The sequence below is a fragment of the Paraburkholderia dinghuensis genome, assembly GCF_003837865.1.
GTDB classification, from domain to species: domain Bacteria; phylum Pseudomonadota; class Gammaproteobacteria; order Burkholderiales; family Burkholderiaceae; genus Paraburkholderia; species Paraburkholderia dinghuensis.
Map to the genome: position 1 here is coordinate 81,491 of NZ_RQIS01000007.1, position 19,669 is coordinate 101,159.

Sequence of the window (19,669 nt, forward strand, 5' to 3'; positions counted from 1 at the left end):
AGCGTTGCCCCGTCGTCGAAAGCAGTCTAAAAACCTCGGCCCGTCTGAGAAACTCCTGCTTTATCAAAAGATTGTTGTCGAATACCCCCCTGAATCGAACCAGAATTACGACGACTGCTGCGATGGATGCCGGGCAAATAGCTCGATGACCCAGTCCGCGAAAACACGCACTTTGTTGCTGATATGCCGATTCGGCGGATAGACGATCGATACCGGCATTGGCGGAAGCTGCCAAAGCGCGAGGCAGCTCTCCAGTTCGCCCGAGGCAATCAGCGGTGCGGTCATGAACGTTCCGCCGCTGATGATGCCCAGTCCGGTTCTGGCAAGGTCGGTGCAGGTCGAAACATCGTTGCAGAGAATGGTTTTCCTGCCGTGGATATCGACGGTTTCGCCGTCGCGACTGGCGATGATCGGGAAGGGTCTGGCCGTTCTCGCCGAGATCATGTGGATCACCGTATGGTGAAGATCGATCTCGCTCGGGTGCTGCGGCTTGCCGTGCTTTTTCCAGTAATCCGGCGATGCGCAGAGTTCGAAATGGCTGAGACCAATCCGTCTCGCCACCAGCGATTGATCGGTTACGGTTCCGATGCGGATTGCGCAATCCACATTGTCCGCGAACAGGTCGACAGGCGTGTCGCTGGCACCGATCTCCAGGTCGATATCCGGGTATCTCGCGAGAAAATCGGGCAGGGCAGGCGCGACCACCGAATGGGCCAGCGGACGCGGAAGATTGATGCGCAGTCGGCCTTTTGGATTGGACCTTGCGCCGGTCATGGAGTTTTCCAGCTCCTCGAGGTCGGCCAGCAGGCGCACGGCCCGGTCGTAATAGGCCGAGCCGTCGGGCGTCACGGTGACGCGCCGGGTCGTGCGATTGAGCAGTTTCGTCGCTAGATCGTCTTCCAGCCTCTTGACCAGTCGCGTGACGGTCGCCTTCTGGAGGTTGAGGGTCTCGGAGGCTTTCGTAAAGGTTCCCGATTCCACCACGCGCAAAAACACGCGCATTGCGTCGAATTTGTCCATTTATCTTTTACACGACTGACTGGCGCTATAGCGATACGGTTGTTGGGCACGAAACAGTACTCAATCTGCGCCGGATTATCGCATCGTCGAGATAAGCGATGCTTCCCTTGCGTCGCGAGCCTGTCTGCGAGGCTGTCTGTCTCCCTGGCGTCCGAAAGCAGACCGTCTTGACGACGTATTGGAGGGCAACTTCGGATCGAACAGAGCCCTTCCCCGGAAATCTGCGAAGACCCTTCTTTCATGGTCGGACAAGCTCGAAAAGCCATCGAGACACGTCGACCGCGGCCAATGTGTCTCGCGGTGTGCGCGATGGTGACCGGGCGTTCGTCCAGTTCAGTCGGCATTTCCAGAAAATTCAAGGAACCATTCAGGCACAGAGCCTAAAATGTCGTATTCCCACGCCGACGGCTCACTCCAACACCCGAAATCCGCATGCAAGCGCCGAGCGCAACCGTTCCCATCTCCCTTGTCAATGGCTTTCTCGCGGCCGCGGGCGCGAAGGACGATGTCATTCACCGCTATCTGAAGCAGGCGGGCGTCGCGCCTGAACTGCTGGGCGAACCCGGCGCGCGCGTCACGGAAGAGCAGTTTTCGGCTTTCTATCAAGCGCTCGCGATCGAACTCGACGACGAAATGCCCGGCATCTTCAGCCGGCCGTTCCGTAGCGGCACGCTCAAGTTTCTCTGTTTGAGCCTGCTCGATGCGCGCAACCTCGACACGGCGCTGCACCGGTTTGGCCAGTTTTTCCATATCGTTCTTGACGATTTTCGGGTCGCGTCGCGCCGCAGCGGTCCGCTTGCGCAGGTCGAACTGTGCCCGAATCCGGACTTCGGGCCCATCGGCCCGCTCGGGCAGGAGTTGATGCTCAAGCTCGTCCACGGCGTCTGTTCGTGGCTGATCGGGCAGAAGATTCCGCTCTTGCAGGTTGAATTCGCCTGCCCGCAGCCGCCGCACGCCCGCGATCACCGCTATTTTTTCTCCGGGCCTGTGCGCTTCGGTTGCGAGACCACGCTGATGCGCTTTGGCGCGGCGTATCTCGACATGCCGATCCGCCAGAGCAAGCGCAATCTGCGGACCTTTCTCGCGCGCTCGCCGGGCGACTGGATCTTCGAATCGTTCAGTGAGCAGCGCGTCGGACATCGCGTCCGGCAATATCTCGCGGGGACGCTGCCCGATCTGGCGACGATCGAGGATGCCGCCGGGAACCTCCATTGCTCGGTTCGGACGTTGTGCCGGCACCTTGCCGCCGAAGACACGTCGTTTCAGTCGCTCAAGGACGAACTGCGCCGCGACATCGCCATCCAGCGGCTCATCGACACGCAGGACACGATTGCGGCCATCGCGGGCGACATTGGCTTCGACGATCCGAGCGCCTTTCATCGCGCGTTCCGTCACTGGACGGGCAGCACGCCGGGCACGTATCGCGCGCGCGGTTGATCGCCGTGGCCCTTGCCGCGGGGGCGCCGCACGGCTGCGGCAGCCGGCGGGCGCAAGCGGGCACACGGGTGAAAGCAGGCGGCGGCAGGCGCAACCGCACGGCTCGGCGTGGCCAAATTTGTCACCAGGTGGTCCGGTTTGGACAGTCCATAGAAGCGTCGTTGGCGATACGATCTGCTGTAATCCGCGCGCCCCTCGTGCCTTGCCGGCCGTTGGCTGCCGCGGCGTTTCCTCAATTACCGCGTCACTGGAAGGACCGTCATGAGCTATACCGCCCCCGTCAAGGACATGCTGTTCGTGCTGAAGGAACTGGCTGGCATGGACACCGTTGCTGCGTTGCCGGGTTTCGAGGATGCGAACCTCGAAACGGCGCAGGCCGTGGTCGAAGAAGCCGCGAAGCTGTGCGGCGAAGTGCTTGCGCCGCTGAACGTGGAAGGCGACCGCGCGCCGAGCACCTGGCGTGACGGCGAGGTCACCGCGACGGCAGGTTTCAAGGGCGCGTTCCGCCAGTTCGTCGAGGGTGGCTGGCAAGGTCTGCAGCATCCGCTGGAGTACGGCGGCCAGGCGCTGCCCAAGCTGATCGCCACGCCGTGCATCGAAATGCTGAACGCGGCGAACCTTTCGTTCGCGCTGTGCCCGCTCCTGACCGACGGTGCCATCGAGGCGCTGCTCACGGCCGGTACCGACGAGCAAAAATCGCGCTACGTGCCGAAGCTGATTTCAGGCGAATGGACCGGCACGATGAACCTCACGGAGCCGCAAGCGGGCTCCGATCTCGCGCTGGTGCGCTCGCGCGCCGAGCCGCAGGCGGACGGTTCGTACCGTGTCTTCGGCACCAAGATTTTCATCACGTGGGGCGAACACGACATGGCCGATAACATCGTCCACCTCGTGCTGGCCCGCACGCCCGACGCGCCGGAGGGCGTGAAGGGCATTTCGCTTTTCATCGTGCCGAAGTTCCTCGTCAACGAAGACGGCGGCCTCGGCGCGCGCAACGACGTGCACTGCGTTTCCATCGAGCACAAGCTCGGCATCAAGGCGAGCCCCACGGCGGTTCTGCAATACGGCGATCACGGCGGTGCGGTGGGCTATCTGGTCGGCGAGGCGAATCGCGGCCTCGAATACATGTTCATCATGATGAACGCGGCGCGCTTCGGCGTCGGCATGCAGGGCATCGGCGTGGCCGATCGTGCATATCAAAAGGCCGTGACGTATGCGAAGGAACGCGTGCAGAGCCGTCCTGTCGACGGTTCGGCTTCGCAGTCCGTGTCGATCATCCATCATCCCGACGTGCGCCGCATGCTCGCGACGATGCGCGCGCTGACCGAAGGCGCACGCGCGCTGTCGTACGTGGCGGCCGCGCACAGCGACCACGCACATCGCCATCCCGACGCAGCCGAGCGCGCGCGCCATCAAGCGATCTACGAATACCTCGTGCCGATCGTGAAGGGCTGGAGCACGGAGATGGTCAACGACGTGACGAGCCTCGGCGTGCAGGTGCACGGCGGCATGGGTTTCATCGAAGAAACGGGCGCCGCGCAGCTCTATCGCGATGCGCGGATTCTCGCGATCTACGAAGGCACCACGGCCATTCAGGCCAATGATCTCGTCGGCCGCAAGACCGTGCGTGACGGCGGTGCGGTCGCGCGTGCACTGCTCGCGGAAATCGCCGGCACGATCGAGGCGCTCGGCAAGGTGGACCGGGCCGCAGCGGCATCGATGGGCGCGCAACTGAAGAAGGGCGCGGAGTCGCTCGCGAATGTGGTCGATTATGTCGTGGCGAACACGAAGCGCGATCCGAACGCGGTGTTCATGGGCAGCGTGCCGTACCTGAAGCTCGCAGGCATCGTGCTGTGCGGCTGGCAGATGGCGCGCGCGTTGCTGGCGGCTCACGCGAACCGCGCAGACGATCCTGCGTTCCATGATGCGAAGATCGCCATTGCGCAGTTCTACGCGGAACATATCCTCCCGCAGGCGGGTGGTCTCGAAGCGTCGATCCTCGCCGCGCGCAACGGCGAGAGCGCGCTTGCGATGAGCGAAGATCAGTTCTGATGTAACTGATGTGACGGCAAGCGCGCCTTCATTCGCGAGGCTCGTGTTTCCTGTAAATGAGGCGCACCCGTTGTGGTGCGCCTCGTTGCGTTTACGGCGCAGTCGATTCCGCGAAGTGCCTGCAAAACGCACGTTCCCGCGCCTGAACTCGACGACGAGGCGATGAAAGCCGGCACGCTGATCGTCGATTCGCGTGAGGCCGTGCTGCTGGAATCGGGGGACGTGATCCACTCGGGGGCGTCCGTTTACGCGGAAGCCGGGGAGATTTTTGCCGGCGTGAAGCGAAAACCCGCCGGGGGGATCACGGTGTTCAAGTCGGTGGGCCTTGGGGTCGAGGACATCGCGGCGGCGAAACTCGTCTACGACGCGATGTCCAGGTCCTGATCGACGCTAAACAGACTGGAATGTCGGCCTGTTCGTCAGAAGGTGTACGTGATCTTTCCGAACGCGGTCCTTCCCAGCGTGTTGTAACCGTAGGCGGTCATGTAATCCCGGTTGAACAGGTTCGACAGCGACGCGGATATCGTGAGATGCGGATTGACCGCGTACGTGGCACGCAGACTGACCGTCGTATACGACGGCAGATAGAGCGTGTTGAACTGGTCGTCCCAGGTCGATCCGCCGTACAGCACCGAAAAGCCGGTGCTGAGCGCGTGCAGATGCAACTCATCCCACGTGTGATCGACGTTCAGGCTGACCGTCTGCCGTGGGCGCCGGGGGAGCCAGGTCGCGTTGGTGACGTTCTGTGGATTCAGAATGCCGACCGCGAGACTCACGGGCGTCGATTTGCCAAGCGAGCCTTTGTACGAGAGATCGATGCCCTGGATGTGCGCCTGTCCCACATTGATAGGCTGAAGGAGCACCGAGTCGAACGCGATGAGATCGTGAATGCGCGTGTCGTAGACGGCCGCAGTGAACGTGCCGAACGACGTCGTGGCATCGAGTGCCACCTCGACGGAATTGCTGCGCTCGGGCTGAAGATCCGGATTCGAAAACCCCGGATAGTACAGATCGTTGAACGTCGGCAGACGGAACGCGTTGCCATATGAGACGCGCGCCGTGTAAACCGGCGTGATCGCCCACGCGAGCGCGACGTTGCCCGTGTTGACCGATTGACCCTGCACGATCTCATGGCGGCCCGCGAGGAAAAGCGTCCACGGACCCAGCGTAGTCGACTGATGAAGCGATACCGCGGAATCGTTGCGCGCCGGGAGGCCGCTCGGCACCTCCACCGGCAGGTAGGCCTGCTCGCGTGTGAAGTCGTATGCGAGCTTCGTTTCCCCGGTCAGCCGCTCGCCGAAGACCGTGTGGCCGGTTTCCTGATGCGTGATCGACGTCGATGTGGAGAAGCGTGTCGAATTGATTTGATCCGTGGGAATTGTCGGATCGTTCGCATACAGAAACTGGCGGTCGTTCGCGTAGCCGACCGACTGGTCGAACTGCGTGAACGGCGTGATGTCCCAATGGAACGCAACGCCGGTCGTCAACTGGTGATCGAGTTGCCGGTTGGCGTAGCCCGCGTTGTCATAGGAAAGGTCGGAGCGATGGTAGAGCGCGAAGGTGGAAATCGACCAGTTTTCGCGCGCGTATCCGAGCCGCGCATCGATATTCTGTGCGTGATACGGGTTGCGTCCGTCCTCGTGATAGTAGAGCACGGGCTTCGTCGCGTCGATGCCTGCCGTGTTGTAGTCGTGCAGGCCGAGCGAGTAGGTGAGCCCGCTCAGCGCGGCGAGCGATCCGGTCGAGGGGATCGTGCCGGAAGTGCGGAACTGCGTGTCGAACGTCTTGTTGGAACCCCCTCCGAACGACACCGTGGTCTGGTTCGGCAGGTTCGACGCGTAGCGCGTGAAGAGCTGCACGACCCCGCCGACGGCGTCCGCGCCAAACGAGGCCGCCGCCGGGCCGGATATCACCTCGATGCGATCGAACGCGGACGTCGGCAGATCCGCCCATTCGGCCTCGCCGGTGGTGGCCGAGCCGATGCGGATACCGTCGATGAAAACGGCGACCTGGTTGCCCGCCGAGCCGCGAATGCTGACCGATGCGAGCGAACCCGGCCCGCCGCTTTGCGAAACGGTGATGCCAGGCAGCGTCGTCAGCGCCTGCGCGATGCTTGGGTCTGCGGGGGAAAGACGGTCGAGATCCGCGCGCGTGAGGACCTGCGTGGTCGCATAGCGCTGGTCGAACGATTGCGGCAAATGCTGCGCGTCGCCGACGACAAGAATGTCCTGCGGCGGGGCTTCGGCGCCCGGCGGGTCCTGTTGGGCGAGTGTGGCAGTGTCCGCGGCCTGGGCGCTTTGCCACGCGCAGGCGGTCATGGCGGACGTGACGATGAAACGGCGAAACTTCATGTGTGGCTCTTCGAATGCGTTATTGGTCTGGCTCGATTGCGGCGGCTGGCAGGGCCACGAAGCACGCGCACTGGCGGCACCATCCCGAACCGGAATCGGGGCGTGGCGGCCATGCGGAGCGCGGCCCGGTGCGGCTAGTCCGGCTAATGCGGGGCGCAGCCGGGCGAGGCAGATGAGGCAGACAGAACGGATCGGCGAGCGATTCTTGCAATTCGCGTGATTGGCGCGTTTTGGGAATGGCGGCCGCTGACGCGGCGGCGTAACGCTTCCTTTCGGGAAGCGGGTTCCAGATGGTTGGACATGTGACGGATCCTGAGGTCGGGCTGTCCTTGCAACTCGCGACCGCTCAAAAGCGGTGCTGGCGCATCGGGACACCCCGCCCGGTGCGGCTGCTTGGACCTCGGTCGATGGCAGGTCTCCTGGCTTGCGGGTCGCCGTCCGGTGCCGACCTTCCCGGTCACCCAGTGGTCATGATTGGCACGGACTCGCCGCTTACAGTTGCGGGGGCAGCCGCAGACTCGAAGCGCGTACGCTTCAACTGCGTTCCCATTTGATCCCTGTGACGGGAACCATCAGCGCGGAGGGTACCGAATCCGGTTTGCCGCCGTCAACTTTTTCTGGCAAACGCTGTTGTAAGTTTGACGGTGGTGCGACGGTCCGGGTGCGTGCGTCCCGCAAGCGCAGGTCCGGGCCGATTCACATTTGCCGGAACAGGTGCGCGTACTGTTTGCTCACCGCGACGACGCCCGCGTGGCCGCGCAGCTTCAGTGTCATTTTGCCCAGCGCATTGGTCGAAGCGCTGTCCACCTGATCGACATTCACCACTGTGCTGCGATGAACCTGCCAGAATCGCGCGGAATCCAGTTGCGCACACAATTCCTTCAGGCTCGTGCGAATCAGCAGTTCACCGGTACGCGTTGTGACGACGACGTATTTATCGGCGGCCTCGAAGAACAGCACTTCGTCGACCGGCACCATGCGGACTTCGCTGCCGCTCGATGCGCGCAGATAACGCAGCGGCGCGTTGCGTTCACCGCTTTGTGTGCGGCTTTCCTGCGCGACGGTGCGCGTGATCGTATCGAGCTGGCCGAGTACGCGTTGCAGATCCGCGTGCAACTGCGTTTCGTGCGTGCCTGCCGCGCGAGGTTCGTCAAGACGCGCACGCAACCGCTCGACCGTGCGCACGAGCCGGGCGGAATCGACGGGCTTCAGAAGATAGTCGATGGCTGCCGCGTCGAACGCGTCCAGCGCATAGTCGTTGTAAGCGGTCACGAACACGATCTGCGGCGGCGCGGCGAGCGCGGCGCATGCACGCGCAACGTCGAGTCCTGTCGCGCCCGGCATCGAGATATCGAGGAACGCGACGTCCGGTTGCAGTGCCGCGATGCGTTCGATGGCGTCGCGACCGTTGTCGACCGTCGCCGCAATGCTCAACGCGGGCCAGGTGGCCGCCAGTTCCCGCTTGAGCGCGGCGGCGATCAGCGGCTCGTCTTCGGCGATCACGGCGGTGGGGGTGCGCGTGGCTCCGGCGCTATCGTGCCGGTTGAGCCGGTCGTGCTGGTTCGGTGCCATGTCGGCTGGCGGTCGATGTTTCATCGGGCGGCTGTCTCTGCGTTGATGCTGTCCGCCTCGGCTAGCGGCAGACGAACTCTCGCGACAACGCCATGCGGCGCATGCTCGACCAGCGTCAGCGCAGCGCGATCGCCGTAGAGCACCGCAAGCCGCTCGCGCACATTCGCGAGCCCGATGCCGGTGCCCTGTGTGTCCGGCGTTGCGCCGAAGCCGGGGCCGGTGTCGGTGACCGTCAGTTCGACGTCCGGGCCGTCACGTTTCGCGCTCACGTCGATGCGGCCGCCCACGACCGTGCCCTGGATGCCATGCTTGAGTGCATTCTCGACGAGTGGCTGCAGCAGCATCGGCGGCACCGCGAGGTCCGCGCAGTCGCCGGGCAGATCGAGCGAATAGGCCAGCCGCTCGCCGAGGCGCATCCGGTGCACGGCAAGCATCGCGTCGAGCACCGCAAACTGGACCGCGAGCGTTTCGCTCCCGGTTCGCGATGCTTCGAGCGTGGCGCGCAGGAAGCGATTGAGGCGGCCGAGCAGTTCGCGTGCGCGCGGCGGATCGGACACGATCAGACTGTCGAGCGTCGCGAGCGTGTTGAACAGGAAGTGCGGCTCGATCTGCGCCTGCAACGCCTGCAGACGGGCGCTCACTGCGGTCCGTTCGGTGGCTTCTTTCTGCCACGCGGCGCGCGCGACCTGCTCGCTCAGGACTGCGATCCGGGCGCGCGACCAGCCGTACCAGGTCGCCAGCAGCGTGGCGACGAGCGCCACCCAGCCCGTCGTGGCCAGATCATGCGCGCCGAAGGTCTTGCTGATGTCGAGGCCGAGCAGCACGCTCGCGATTGCGCGCCCGATCAAGGAGCCGGCCACCAGCGAAATCGCTATCGCCACCACGAGCCGGGGGCCAGTGAGGGCGTTCGTCCGCTCCAGGACAAAGCGCCCGACGTCGAGCAACAGGATGATCGACAGGCCGATGGCCTGGCTAAAGACGAGGTTTTCGCCGAGGCTTCTGCCGATGCCGACCGCAGTCAGTCCGGCCGCGATCAACGCGTTGCCGATGACGACGATGATCGCCTCGCGTGCGAATCCGGCCAGCCGCTGTTTCGTCGTGACGGCGGAGCAGGCGGCAACTTCGGTGAATTTTGTGGTTGTGCCAGGCATCATGGGATCCAGCGGGTCACGATGAGGTTGAGTAGCCTGTCCGGCGTGGCGACGGCGGCGATGCCGGCAATCATGAGCCCCGCGAACGTCCCGCGCATGGCGAACCGGTGGCCGCGGACGTTGCCGTGCCGGATTGCCCAGATGGCTCGTGCAAGGCTTGCTAACGTCAGTAACGAGAGCCCGTGTATCCAGGAAAAATGCCCCGGATTCAGTTCGCGAATATCGAACGAACTTACCGCTGCGACGACCATGGCCAGGACCCACAGGCGCCCGAGCCAGCGGTGGCGCAGGCTTCCTTTTTCGGCGAGCGACACGGCGGTTCCGAGTATGACAGAAAGCGTTGCAGTGGCGAGATGGACAGCGACGGCGGCAGGCATGGCGGCGCTCCAGAAGCGGGCGAGCGAACTCGACGGCTGCAGTTTGTGCGGTGTCCGGGGTGTTTTCGAGGTGCTTGCGACGAAGCGCGTGGTTCTCGTCGCGAATGATGATTTTGACGGCGTGAAGGGCGGCGGGAACGGTTTCAAATCCGCGCGCGCCGGAAAGCGCCGGTTTTCGTTAGCGAGCCAGTCGCGCAGGGCGTAGACCTTGGGGGGAAGCCCGTTGATGATTCGATAGACGAGGTCGTAGCAGCAGTGGATTTTCGCGTTTCTAAACCGCGATTTTCCGCACTCTCCCGATACAAGCGGTAGCGTTGCGCCGCATCAGATGCCGGGCAACGCGTTCACTTTGCTCTGTGCGTTCGCCCACATTTGAGGGGAATCGCCGCGCCTACGATGCCACTTGTCGTTTCAACCCGGCAAGGAGGAGACATGAACCAGAACAAAGCGCTGTGGGAAAAGGGCGATTTCACACGTGTTGCTGCGAGCATGCGCGAGAGTGGCGAAGCACTCGCCAATAGCCTCGGCATCGCAAGCGGACTCAAGATTCTCGATCTCGGGTGTGGCGACGGAACGACGGCTCTGCCCATGGCGCGACTTGGCGCGGACGTGCTTGGCGTCGACATCGCGAGCAATCTTGTCGTCGCGGGCAACCGCCGCGCCCATGAGGCGAACCTCACGAACTGCCGGTTCCAGGAAGGCGACGCATCCGATCTGCACGAACTGCCGGACGAATCGTTCGACCTCGTCGTGAGTATCTTCGGCGCGATGTTTGCGCCGAATCCCGCCGATGTCGCGCGCGAGATGGTGCGCGTGACCCGGCCCGGCGGGCGGATAGTCATGGGGAACTGGATTCCGAACGATCCGACGTTCGTCGCACAGGTTCTCAAGATCAGCAGCGCCTATTCGCCGCCGCCACCGGAAGGATTCATTAGCCCGATGACCTGGGGTAATGAGGCGATCGTCAGAGACCGGTTCGGTGCTGCGGGGATCGTGCCGGACAACGTTAATTGCACACGGGATACCTGGTTTTTTAATTTCCCAGCTCCTCCTGCGCAACTGCTCGACGTCTTCCGTGATTTCTATGGGCCAACCATGAACGCCTTCGCCGCGGCGCAAGCGAACGGTCGGGCCGACGATCTTCAGCGTGAGCTGGGCGAAGTGTTCGAGACCGAGAACCGGAGTGACAACAGCGCATTCACGTCGATACCGGCCACATTTCTGCGAGTCACGGTTACCCGCAACTGACGCGACGACGCGAAGAACGGATCTTCGGCATGATGGGGCCTACCCATTTAATAGTGTCGGGTCTGGCAATCGCGTGAGTTTCGTCGCGTACCAGGCCCCCCTAACACTGCACGCAACACGCTGCGGAATCCGAAGGGCGAGTTAAGCGTCTGTTAACACTGGAGCGTTTATATTCGGAAACTCATTTGTCTCGTCGGTCTACGACACAAGGAGTTTCCCAATGCATTCCAGGTCCCGGGATCTGGTCGAGCACGCTGTCACCAAGGTTCCTGCGGTGACGCTCGGCTTCTGGATCATCAAAATCGCCTGCACCACGCTGGGTGAAACGGGCGGCGACTGGGTGACCATGTCGCTCAATCTCGGTTATCTGATCGGTTCCCTAATTTTTCTTGCGGCGTTTCTCGTGCTGGTTTCGGCGCAAATCCGCGCGCGCAAGTTCCAGTCGACGCTTTATTGGGCCACCATCGTCGCCACGACGACGCTCGGCACGACGCTTGCTGACTTCTGCGACCGCTCGCTCGGCGTCGGCTATCCGGGTGGCGTCGCGATCGTTTTCGCGCTGCTGGTCGCCAGTCTCGCGATCTGGTATCGCGTGGAGGGCACCGTTTCGGTCGAAAGTGTCGTGAGCGCGCGCGTCGAGTGGTTTTACTGGGTCACCATCCTGTTTTCGCAGACACTCGGCACGGCGCTCGGCGACTGGGTAGCAGGCGAAGATCGGGGCGGTCTCGGCCTCGGCTATGAAACGAGCGCGGCGATCTTCGGTGCCGGGCTCGTCATCATCGGTCTGCTCTGGCTTTGGCCTCGCGTTTCGCGCACGGCACTCTTCTGGAGCGCGTTCGTCCTGACGCGACCGCTTGGCGCGACTCTCGGCGATTTTTTCGACAAACCCATCGCACAAGGCGGTCTGGAGTTCAGCCGGTTTTACGCGTCAGGCATTCTGGTTGCGTTCATTGCGGGGTGTCTCCTGCTGATTCCGCAACGCGCTGCGCGTCGCGCGGCTCGCGATTAGTGCCGCCCAGCCGGATTACGCGTGCGGGTAAAGCGCTGCGATAGCCTCCGAGTACGCAGTGACGTTGTCCGGGTTGTCGATGCTGACCGAATCGAGCACATGCCGCGACCGTTCGCGGTACGCGTCGAGATTCGCATCGTGTTCGGCAAATGCTTTTAGCAGCGCGCGTCCGCCCGCCTGACAATCGAAGTCCGGATAGTAATACCCTGCGTCGCCCATGAACGGCGAGTTGTGGATCAAGGGATAGTCGCCGTACAGCAATTCATAATATAGATAGTTCTGCGCGTTTTCCCACGTGTGCGATACGACGGCGTCGCCATAGGCAGCCATCAACTCGTACACCGCATGGCGGCCTTCAAATGTCGCGATGCCATGCTCGACGATGTCGAGACGTTTTGAAAAATGCACGAAGGTCGTGTGATCCTTGACGTGCAGTGTGTTGCACACGCGCACGATTTCAAGGAAATCGGGTTTCGCTCGATACGCTTCCTCGACGACCAGCATCGGGATAATGCTCGTCTTCACCATGCAGATGTTCGGTTCGAATATCGCTACGCGCCAGCGCGGTTTGCCGGGTTTGTACCCGAATTCGAGGTCCGGCCCGCAGGCCGCGCGCGCCTTGTCGAACAGCATGGGATGCCAGATGTGCGGAACGATCGTCACCGGCGCGCGCAGTCCGGTCTGAAAATAATGCAGACACGAGCGCCTGAACTCCGGAATCGTCCACACGCCATCGTAGTGCGCGCCGGAGAACAGGAAACCCGAGGGTTTGTCGAACATGGCGCGCTCGATGTCGATGACGTAATCGTTGCCCACGCGAAGGGTCACCGCTTTGCCGCCGCGCTGCCGAAATGCGGCGATCCAGTCCCGATTGAGCTGCGCACTCATCTCGATCAGTAAATCGCAGCGTTGCATCGCTTCATCCATCGACCATAGCGGCACGCTCCATTCTCCGAGCATCATCTGCGGATCGATGATCTGATCCCCGCCATTCACCATGACGGCTTGCGCCACGAGCGGCGATTGGCGCAGCAGCAGAATCAACAGCAGGCAGTTCTGGAAAATCCCGTTTTCCCACAGCGATTGTCCGGCTCCGCGCACGAAAAGCGAAACGCCGACGACGAGCCGCTTGTCTGCATTGCGCGTGTGGAGGGATCTGGCGTCGGGCATGCGTTTCCTCCGGGTTCACGCGATGAGGCGAGCGACGTAGGTGTCGAGATTCGCCTGGTTTTCGATGAAAACCGATTTCAGCAGGGCGTTGGCCTTCGCTCGGTAATCGTCGAGTTGCGCGTCGTGATGGTGCCATGCGTGGGCGAGCGCACGGCCGCCTGCGACGGAATCGAAGTCGGGATAGTAGTAGCCGGCGTCGGCGAGCAGCGTCGAATTGTGGATTAGCGGATAGCCGCCGTATAAAACATCGTAGTACAGATAGTTCTGCGGATTTTCCCAGTGGTGGGACACGACAGCGTCCGCATGGCGGGCCATCAAGCCGGGCAGGTCGACGCGCGGGTCGAAGGTCGCCTTGTGATTGCGCACGAGATCGAGACTGTTTGCGAAATGCAGGAACGTCGGATGTTCCTTCAGGTGCATCGCGTTGACAACGAACAGATGCTCGACTGCCTCCGGCTGGGCGCGGTAAAACTCGTCGCACACGAGCATCGGATAGTGGCACGTCTTGACGACTGAAATATTCGGCTCGAGCGTTGCGAGCCGCCATGTTTTGCGGCCCGGCCGGTAACCGAACGTTGCGCTTTCGCGTGCGAGCGCGGCGATGCGCCGTTCGAGAAAATACGGCGACCAGATGTGCGGCATCGTGTAGACCGGCGCGCGCGTCAGCGTGCGCAGCAGAGGCTCGTCGGTCATTGCTGCCTTCGGCAGCACCCAGACCTCGTCGAACGGCGCGCCATTGAAGATGTGCCCCGATGGCTTGCCGAATATCGGCGTCTCGGCGAGGCTGCAATAAATGTGGCCGACGAAGCACGCGATGAGCTTCGTACCCAGTGCCTTGACGTGCCTGAGCCACTCGAGCGGCAACTGCGCACCCATTTCGATCACGATGTCGATTTCGTGCGTGACGTCGTGCGGTTGAACGAGCGGCACATCGAGACCGTCGAGGTCGAGCCCGGCGGGCAACGTGCGGGCGTCGCCGCCGTTCAGGAACCAGACCGGACCGATCTGATCGGAGCGCTTGAGCATCATCGCGAGGAACGCGATGTTCTGATGAATGCCGTTTTCCCAGATCGCCTGGCCGTCTCTCGCGAACAGCGAGATGCCGACCGCCGGGCGGCGCCGGCGGGTGTTTTCCGAAGCGAAACGTAGGCTGTGGATGTCGTCCGTCACCAGCTATACCCATATCCTGCGCCGTAGGTCTTGTTGCTTCCGGCGACGCCGATACCGAGTTTGACAATGCCGTTGGTCGTCACGTGCGCGCTCGCGGCCAATGCCATTCCGGACTCACCGGCGAACCGCGCCACGCCGACACCAACGTTGATTATCTTGCCCGGTTCGACTTGCGGAACCATCGTCAACGCAGTGGCCGCGGCGATCCCCTGGCGGGCCATCTGGTCGGTTTGCTGCAGCGCACTATCCAGCGTGTTGATCTGGAGTTGCTGATTCTGCATCGATTGCGAAACCGATGACGCCAGGATGTTGAGCTGGTTGACGTTGACCGCATCGGTGCCTTGCGTGCCGGCGGCCACGTTGACGATCTGGCGCTGCTGCGTGTCGCTGCCGACCGAGACGACGTTGGAACGGCCGCCGTCATTCGAGTTAGCACCGACCGCCACGGAGTTCGAACTGGGTGTGACCGTTGGAGGCGCGGTGCCGGTTCCGCTCATGTCGGCGGCGATACCGCTCTTGTTGCCAGAGATAGCCGGATTGCTGTTGATGGTCGTCGAGAGCTGGTTCACCGTGGCCGCAATGCTGGTCTCGCCGGTCGATAGTGTTGCCATCGTGCTGTTGGTCGTGCTGAGTCCGGTGGATAGCGAGGACACGTTGTTGTTGGTGCTGGCGAGGCCGGTGGACAGCGAACTGAGTCCTGTCGACAGCGAGCCGATACCGGTCGATGTCGCTGCGGACAGGCTGTTCACGGCCTGGTTCGTGGCGTTCAACTGGCTGCCGTTGACCGCATCCGTGCTGGTCGAGGAGAGCCGACCCGCGGCGACGTTCGTGACCTGGCGTTCCGCGCCAGGCGCGCCGACGCTCACGACGCTCGTCGGTGAAGTCCCCGCGAACGGGTAGACGATTCCGCCGATCGTCGCGCTCGGCGTCGGCGTCGGCGCCGCGGTCACGGAGCCCGAGCCGAGCGCGACATCGTTGGCGTTGTTGGCGACGGCGTTCGAACCGAGCGCGAGCGAGCCTGCGCCTGCTGCATTCGACGCGTTGCCCAGTGCGACCGAACCTGTGCCTGTTGCGATGTTGGCGTTACCGATCGCCACTGCGCCTTGACCCGTCGCCGTGTTGGTGCCGCCGAGCGCGACTGCCCCTGTGCCGGTAGCGACGTCCGGGTCGCCGATCGCCACTGCGCCGTTGCCGCTTGCGGTATTGGCGACGCCAACGGAGACGGCCTGGCCACCCGTTGCCGTCACTTGCTGACCGATTGCGACGGCGCCGTCGGCGCCTGCGCTGGCGCTGGTGCCGAGCGCCACGCTGCTGCTGCCGGATGCCGATGCGTTGACGCCGATGGCCATCGCGTTCGCGCCGGTTGCACCGTCGCCGTTGAAGTTGTTCTGCTGCGTGCCCGTGAAATTGATGCCGAAGTAGGCCGGTCTGGCGGCGGCGATTGCGGTCGAAGTCGAGGTGGAGAGTGAGGCGACGTTGCTGTTGGTGGTGCTAAGACCGGTGGATAGCGACGTGACGTTGCTGTTGGCGGTGCTCAGACCGGTGGACAGCGAGTTGATGCCGGCGGCGGTTGATGTGGATAACGAATTAACTGTGCTGTTAGTCGACGAAAGGCCAGTCGATAGTGCGGTGACGTTGCTGTTGGTTGTGCTGAGTCCGGTGGACAGCGAGTTGATGCCGGTGGAGGTTGAGGTCGAGAGTGATGTGACAGTGCTGGCTGTCGTGCTTAACCCTGTCGACAGCGAACCGACGCTAGTCGAGGTTGATGTTGAAAGGGACGTGACGTTGCTGTTGGTCGCGCTCAGGCCGGTCGATAGTGATCCGACGCTTGTCGAAGTCGAAGTTGAAAGGGACGTGACGTTGCTGTTGGTCGCGCTCAGGCCGGTCGATAGCGAGCCGACGCTTGTCGAAGTCGAAGTTGAAAGGGACGTGACGTTGCTGTTGGTCGCGCTCAGGCCGGTCGATAGCGAGCCGACGCTTGTCGAAGTCGAAGTTGAAAGGGATGTGACGTTGCTGTTGGTCGCGCTCAGGCCGGTCGATAGCGAGCCGACGCTTGTCGAAGTCGAAGTTGAAAGGGACGTGACGTTGCTGTTGGTCGCGCTCAGGCCGGTCGATAGTGATCCGACGCTTGTCGAAGTCGAAGTTGAAAGGGACGTGACGTTGCTGTTGGTCGCGCTCAGGCCGGTCGATAGCGATCCGACGCTTGTCGAAGTCGAAGTTGAAAGGGACGTGACGTTGCTGTTGGTCGTGCTCAAGCCGGTCGACAATGAACCGATGCCAGTCGATGTCGACGTAGAGAGCGAGGTAACCGTGCTGTTAGTCGATGAAAGACCCGTCGACAGCGAGCTAACGTTGCTGTTGGTTGTGCTCAGCCCGGTGGACAGCGAGCCGATGCCGGTCGAAGCCGACGTCGACAAGGATGTGATCGAGCTATTGGCCGACGAGATCCCGGTGGATGCGGAGGTCGACAGCGAGGTAACGTTGCTGTTGGTGGTGCTCAGCCCGGTAGATAGCGAGCCGATACCGGTAGACGTCGACGTGGAGAGCGAGGCCACCGTGCTGTCCGTTGACGACTGAGCGGTGGACAATGATGTGACGTTGCTGTTGGTCGCACTCAAGCCGGTCGACAATGAACCGATGCCGGTCGACGTCGACGTAGAGAGTGAGGCAACCGTGCTGTTAGTCGACGACAGACCTGTCGACAGCGAGGTAACGTTGCTGTTGGTGGTGCTCAGCCCGGTGGACAGCGAGCCGACGCCAGTCGAAGCCGACGTCGACAGGGATGTGATCGAGCTACTGGCCGACGAGATCCCGGTGGACGCGGAGGTCGACAGTGAAGTGACGTTGCTGTTGGTTGTGCTCAGCCCGGTAGATAGCGAGCCGATACCGGTGGACGTAGATGTAGAGAGCGAGGCTACCGTGCTGTCCGTTGACGACTGAGTGGTGGACAGCGATGCGACGCTGCTATTGGTGGTGCTTAACCCAGTGGACAGCGATCCGATGCCAGTCGATGTCGAAGTGGAGAGCGTAGTGACGGCACTGTTGGTCGTGCTCAATGTCGACGATACGGACGTCGATAGCGAATTGAGCTGATTGACGTCCACTGCGTCGGTGCCGGCAACACCCGGCGCTACGCCCGAGAGCAATACACCGCCGCTCGCGTTCGACATGGTCAGCACGTTTCCACTATCTCCACTGACGCGAAAAGAGATGTTCCCGGTTGAGCCGTTCAGGACAATCTGGGTATCGTCGGCGGATATGCCAGCCCAGTCAAAACTGCTGCCGACGGTGACCCCTCCCGCCCAGGAGTTAACCCCGCTGCTGCACGTCGAGGATCCACTTCCACTGGCTCCATAGCCGGTGTTACTTACGCCGCCAAACAAGCCGGGCGTGAAAAAGTTCGCGCAAAAGACAGTGTTGGCTTGCGCAAATGCCGGCGATTCTGGAAACACCGTCAATCCAATTACGGCCGCAATCGCCAGCACGCTACTGCGCGGCACTGACCAAATCGTTTCCAGCGCCACAATGCCTTTGCGAGTCGATGCGCCACATCCCTTTACCGATGCAAGTTCCGATACCGCGACCCAACTGCGAGTGGCTTCGCACCAGATTGTCCTGAAGATCCTGTTCATAGTCACGGTACTCCTACTGCAACGAAAAAGATTTTTACAAAATATGGATACCTAATAAATGAAAGCGGCTAATCACAATGTCACCACAAGCCTGGACGTAGGCAAACAATTCGATACCGCCAGGTGCCAGGGTCATGGTGCCTCGCGCCTGGTCTGCAATCGGCAGGTCGCGCGGGAAGTCAGAGGCGGGCTTGCCACTACCGGCATTGCCACGCTCCAAATCCTGCAAATTTTTCACTTCAGAACACATGACGGAGCGGCTCCCTGACGCTCCAGATAATAGGAAAGAAGTGATGGAAGTGCTGAAGGGGTCGGACCGCCCGTGTGAGTGGACAGGCAAGAAGCCAGCAATAGTTCGAAACGGATGGCGTGATGATCGACGCTGCGCGGGCATGTCTGCTCCAGGCGGTCGAATCTGGTTTGCCGGATATTCGCGTACGGCTTATCGATACTCCCGCAAATGTCGGCGGACAGTGCATTGCGTTCTATCCGAAGCAGCCCGTCTATGCCGTGTCGTCGGCGACATTTAAAGCAAGCGTCGCAGTTCTCCGTTTGAAGTCCTGCTACCGACAGAAGGCGCGTAAAGCGCCTTGCTAAAACCCCCATCGTGCACTAAAAAATTAGCTACCAGGTCTGCGTGTCGTCCAGTCGTCCGGCCACGAAAACGGCGCTCCCACCGGGGCGAGCGGACAGTCCATGAGTCTTCTTGAACTCAAAGGTGTTTCCAGGCACTTCGGCGCGATTCACGCTCTGAATGACGTGACGCTGAGTCTCGAGCCAGGCGAGGTGCTCGGGCTAATGGGCGACAACGGCGCCGGGAAATCGACGCTGGTGAAGGTCATTGCCGGTAACTTTCCTCCCACGCACGGCGAAATGCTCATAGACGGAAAACCGGTGCACTTCGCCAAGCCGATCGATGCGCGCGCCCGCGGGATCGAGGTCGTTTATCAGGACCTCGCGCTTTGCGACAACCTTACGGCGGCTGCCAATGTCTTTCTCGGTCGTGAACTACGGTTCGGTTTCGGACCGTTCCGCATTCTCGATCACGCGACGATGTATCGGCGCGCCGGTGAGTTATTCAAACAACTGAAATCCGAAACACGGCCGCGCGATCTCGTCCGACAAATGTCGGGTGGCCAGCGCCAGGCTGTGGCGATTGCCCGTACGCGCCTGTCCGAAGCGCGGCTCGTTCTCATGGACGAGCCGACCGCGGCAATCAGCGTCCGGCAGGTTGCGGAGGTGCTCGAGCTCATCAAACGCCTGTCCGAACACGGCATCGCGGTCATTCTCATCAGCCACCGCATGCCTGACGTTTTTGCCGTCGCGCACCGCGTGGTCGTCATGCGGCGCGGGCGCAAGGTTGCAGACAAGAAGACTGAATCGTCTTCTCCGGAAGAGGTGACCGGTCTCATCACCGGCGCCATCGCCGCCGCCTGAACCTGCTTCGTCCGGGAGCCACGAAATTGAACGACGCGCCCCA

At 62.1% G+C, this 19,669-nt stretch carries 15 protein-coding genes, 1 pseudogene and 1 riboswitch; of the genes and pseudogenes, 7 read left to right on the top strand and 9 right to left on the bottom strand.

Features of this window, described 5'->3' with window-relative positions:
- Window positions 1-105 precede the first annotated feature (105 nt).
- Entirely contained in the window at window positions 106-1,020 is a 915-nt protein-coding gene (locus D1Y85_RS11265) for a LysR family transcriptional regulator (protein ID WP_124151133.1), read from the bottom strand.
- Between the two features lie 432 nt (window positions 1,021-1,452).
- On the opposite strand from D1Y85_RS11265, the gene D1Y85_RS11270 reads away from it, so the two are divergent.
- From D1Y85_RS11270 to D1Y85_RS11280, 3 genes are all read left to right on the top strand, one after another.
- Complete coding sequence (locus D1Y85_RS11270) at window positions 1,453-2,457, top strand: AraC family transcriptional regulator (RefSeq protein WP_124151134.1); 1,005 nt, start codon at window positions 1,453-1,455, stop codon at window positions 2,455-2,457.
- A 261-nt stretch (window positions 2,458-2,718) separates the two neighbouring features.
- On the top strand, window positions 2,719-4,509 hold the full coding sequence (locus D1Y85_RS11275) for an acyl-CoA dehydrogenase (RefSeq protein ID WP_124151135.1): 1,791 nt from the start codon (window positions 2,719-2,721) through the stop codon (window positions 4,507-4,509).
- Window positions 4,510-4,581: 72 nt separating this feature from the next.
- Window positions 4,582-4,893 carry a hypothetical protein gene (locus tag D1Y85_RS11280; RefSeq protein ID WP_221410280.1) on the top strand — a complete coding sequence of 104 codons (312 nt, stop codon included), beginning with the start codon at window positions 4,582-4,584 and terminating at the stop codon, window positions 4,891-4,893.
- 35 nt (window positions 4,894-4,928) lie between these two features.
- Here the strand turns inward: D1Y85_RS11280 and D1Y85_RS11285 are convergent, their stop codons facing one another.
- The 4 genes from D1Y85_RS11285 to D1Y85_RS11300 form a co-directional block, all read right to left on the bottom strand.
- Window positions 4,929-6,860, bottom strand: a complete 1,932-nt coding sequence (locus tag D1Y85_RS11285) for a TonB-dependent receptor domain-containing protein (protein WP_124151136.1) — start codon at window positions 6,858-6,860, stop codon at window positions 4,929-4,931.
- Window positions 6,861-7,252: 392 nt separating this feature from the next.
- Window positions 7,253-7,449: riboswitch (cobalamin riboswitch) on the bottom strand.
- A gap of 107 nt (window positions 7,450-7,556) precedes the next feature.
- Window positions 7,557-8,432 (bottom strand): LytR/AlgR family response regulator transcription factor, encoded by an 876-nt coding sequence (locus tag D1Y85_RS11290; RefSeq protein WP_124151327.1) that lies wholly within the window; start codon window positions 8,430-8,432, stop codon window positions 7,557-7,559.
- 20 nt (window positions 8,433-8,452) lie between these two features.
- Complete coding sequence (locus D1Y85_RS11295) at window positions 8,453-9,583, bottom strand: sensor histidine kinase (protein WP_185218955.1); 1,131 nt, start codon at window positions 9,581-9,583, stop codon at window positions 8,453-8,455.
- A complete protein-coding gene (locus D1Y85_RS11300; protein WP_124151138.1) occupies window positions 9,583-9,960 on the bottom strand; it encodes a DUF2306 domain-containing protein in 378 nt (125 codons plus the stop codon). The genes D1Y85_RS11295 and D1Y85_RS11300 overlap by 1 nt, the downstream gene beginning before the upstream one ends.
- Here D1Y85_RS11300 and D1Y85_RS11305 point away from each other — a divergent pair.
- The 3 genes from D1Y85_RS11305 (at window position 9,959) to D1Y85_RS11315 (ending at window position 12,217) form a co-directional block, all read left to right on the top strand.
- A complete protein-coding gene (locus D1Y85_RS11305) occupies window positions 9,959-10,165 on the top strand; it encodes a hypothetical protein (RefSeq protein ID WP_124151139.1) in 207 nt (68 codons plus the stop codon). The two genes, D1Y85_RS11300 and D1Y85_RS11305, sit on opposite strands and share 2 nt — an antisense overlap.
- A 227-nt stretch (window positions 10,166-10,392) precedes the next feature.
- Window positions 10,393-11,208, top strand: a complete 816-nt coding sequence (locus D1Y85_RS11310; RefSeq protein WP_124151140.1) for a class I SAM-dependent methyltransferase — start codon at window positions 10,393-10,395, stop codon at window positions 11,206-11,208.
- Between the two features lie 220 nt (window positions 11,209-11,428).
- Window positions 11,429-12,217, top strand: coding sequence for a COG4705 family protein (locus D1Y85_RS11315; RefSeq protein WP_124151141.1), 789 nt, complete (start codon window positions 11,429-11,431; stop codon window positions 12,215-12,217).
- A 15-nt stretch (window positions 12,218-12,232) separates the two neighbouring features.
- Here the strand turns inward: D1Y85_RS11315 and D1Y85_RS11320 are convergent, their stop codons facing one another.
- From D1Y85_RS11320 to D1Y85_RS11335, 4 genes and pseudogenes are all read right to left on the bottom strand, one after another.
- A complete protein-coding gene (locus tag D1Y85_RS11320; protein ID WP_124151142.1) occupies window positions 12,233-13,387 on the bottom strand; it encodes a DUF2827 domain-containing protein in 1,155 nt (384 codons plus the stop codon).
- 15 nt (window positions 13,388-13,402) lie between these two features.
- Window positions 13,403-14,560, bottom strand: coding sequence for a DUF2827 domain-containing protein (locus D1Y85_RS11325; RefSeq protein WP_425466925.1), 1,158 nt, complete (start codon window positions 14,558-14,560; stop codon window positions 13,403-13,405).
- Window positions 14,554-18,138: pseudogene (locus D1Y85_RS11330) on the bottom strand (YadA-like family protein); the annotation flags it as partial. The pseudogene D1Y85_RS11330 and the gene D1Y85_RS11325, both read right to left, overlap by 7 nt.
- 85 nt (window positions 18,139-18,223) lie before the next feature.
- The gene (locus D1Y85_RS11335; protein WP_124151145.1) at window positions 18,224-18,439 is read right to left on the bottom strand and encodes a hypothetical protein; all 216 of its coding nucleotides are present in this window, start codon (window positions 18,437-18,439) and stop codon (window positions 18,224-18,226) included.
- A gap of 446 nt (window positions 18,440-18,885) precedes the next feature.
- Here D1Y85_RS11335 and D1Y85_RS11340 point away from each other — a divergent pair, with 446 nt between their 5' ends.
- A complete protein-coding gene (locus D1Y85_RS11340) occupies window positions 18,886-19,626 on the top strand; it encodes an ATP-binding cassette domain-containing protein (RefSeq protein WP_124151146.1) in 741 nt (246 codons plus the stop codon).
- Window positions 19,627-19,669 lie beyond the last annotated feature (43 nt).

What these genes read in the sequence shown, in the direction of transcription:
- D1Y85_RS11335 (WP_124151145.1), bottom strand. Translation starts at nt 18,439, where the DNA reads ATGTGTTCTGAAGTGAAAAATTTGCAGGATTTGGAGCGTGGCAATGCC.
- D1Y85_RS11340 (WP_124151146.1), top strand. Translation starts at nt 18,886, where the DNA reads ATGAGTCTTCTTGAACTCAAAGGTGTTTCCAGGCACTTCGGCGCGATT.
- D1Y85_RS11310 (WP_124151140.1), top strand. Translation starts at nt 10,393, where the DNA reads ATGAACCAGAACAAAGCGCTGTGGGAAAAGGGCGATTTCACACGTGTT.
- D1Y85_RS11265 (WP_124151133.1), bottom strand. Translation starts at nt 1,020, where the DNA reads ATGGACAAATTCGACGCAATGCGCGTGTTTTTGCGCGTGGTGGAATCG.
- D1Y85_RS11295 (WP_185218955.1), bottom strand. Translation starts at nt 9,583, where the DNA reads ATGCCTGGCACAACCACAAAATTCACCGAAGTTGCCGCCTGCTCCGCC.
- D1Y85_RS11300 (WP_124151138.1), bottom strand. Translation starts at nt 9,960, where the DNA reads ATGCCTGCCGCCGTCGCTGTCCATCTCGCCACTGCAACGCTTTCTGTC.
- D1Y85_RS11275 (WP_124151135.1), top strand. Translation starts at nt 2,719, where the DNA reads ATGAGCTATACCGCCCCCGTCAAGGACATGCTGTTCGTGCTGAAGGAA.
- D1Y85_RS11305 (WP_124151139.1), top strand. Translation starts at nt 9,959, where the DNA reads ATGGCGGCGCTCCAGAAGCGGGCGAGCGAACTCGACGGCTGCAGTTTG.
- D1Y85_RS11315 (WP_124151141.1), top strand. Translation starts at nt 11,429, where the DNA reads ATGCATTCCAGGTCCCGGGATCTGGTCGAGCACGCTGTCACCAAGGTT.
- D1Y85_RS11270 (WP_124151134.1), top strand. Translation starts at nt 1,453, where the DNA reads ATGCAAGCGCCGAGCGCAACCGTTCCCATCTCCCTTGTCAATGGCTTT.
- D1Y85_RS11290 (WP_124151327.1), bottom strand. Translation starts at nt 8,432, where the DNA reads ATGGCACCGAACCAGCACGACCGGCTCAACCGGCACGATAGCGCCGGA.
- D1Y85_RS11285 (WP_124151136.1), bottom strand. Translation starts at nt 6,860, where the DNA reads ATGAAGTTTCGCCGTTTCATCGTCACGTCCGCCATGACCGCCTGCGCG.
- D1Y85_RS11320 (WP_124151142.1), bottom strand. Translation starts at nt 13,387, where the DNA reads ATGCCCGACGCCAGATCCCTCCACACGCGCAATGCAGACAAGCGGCTC.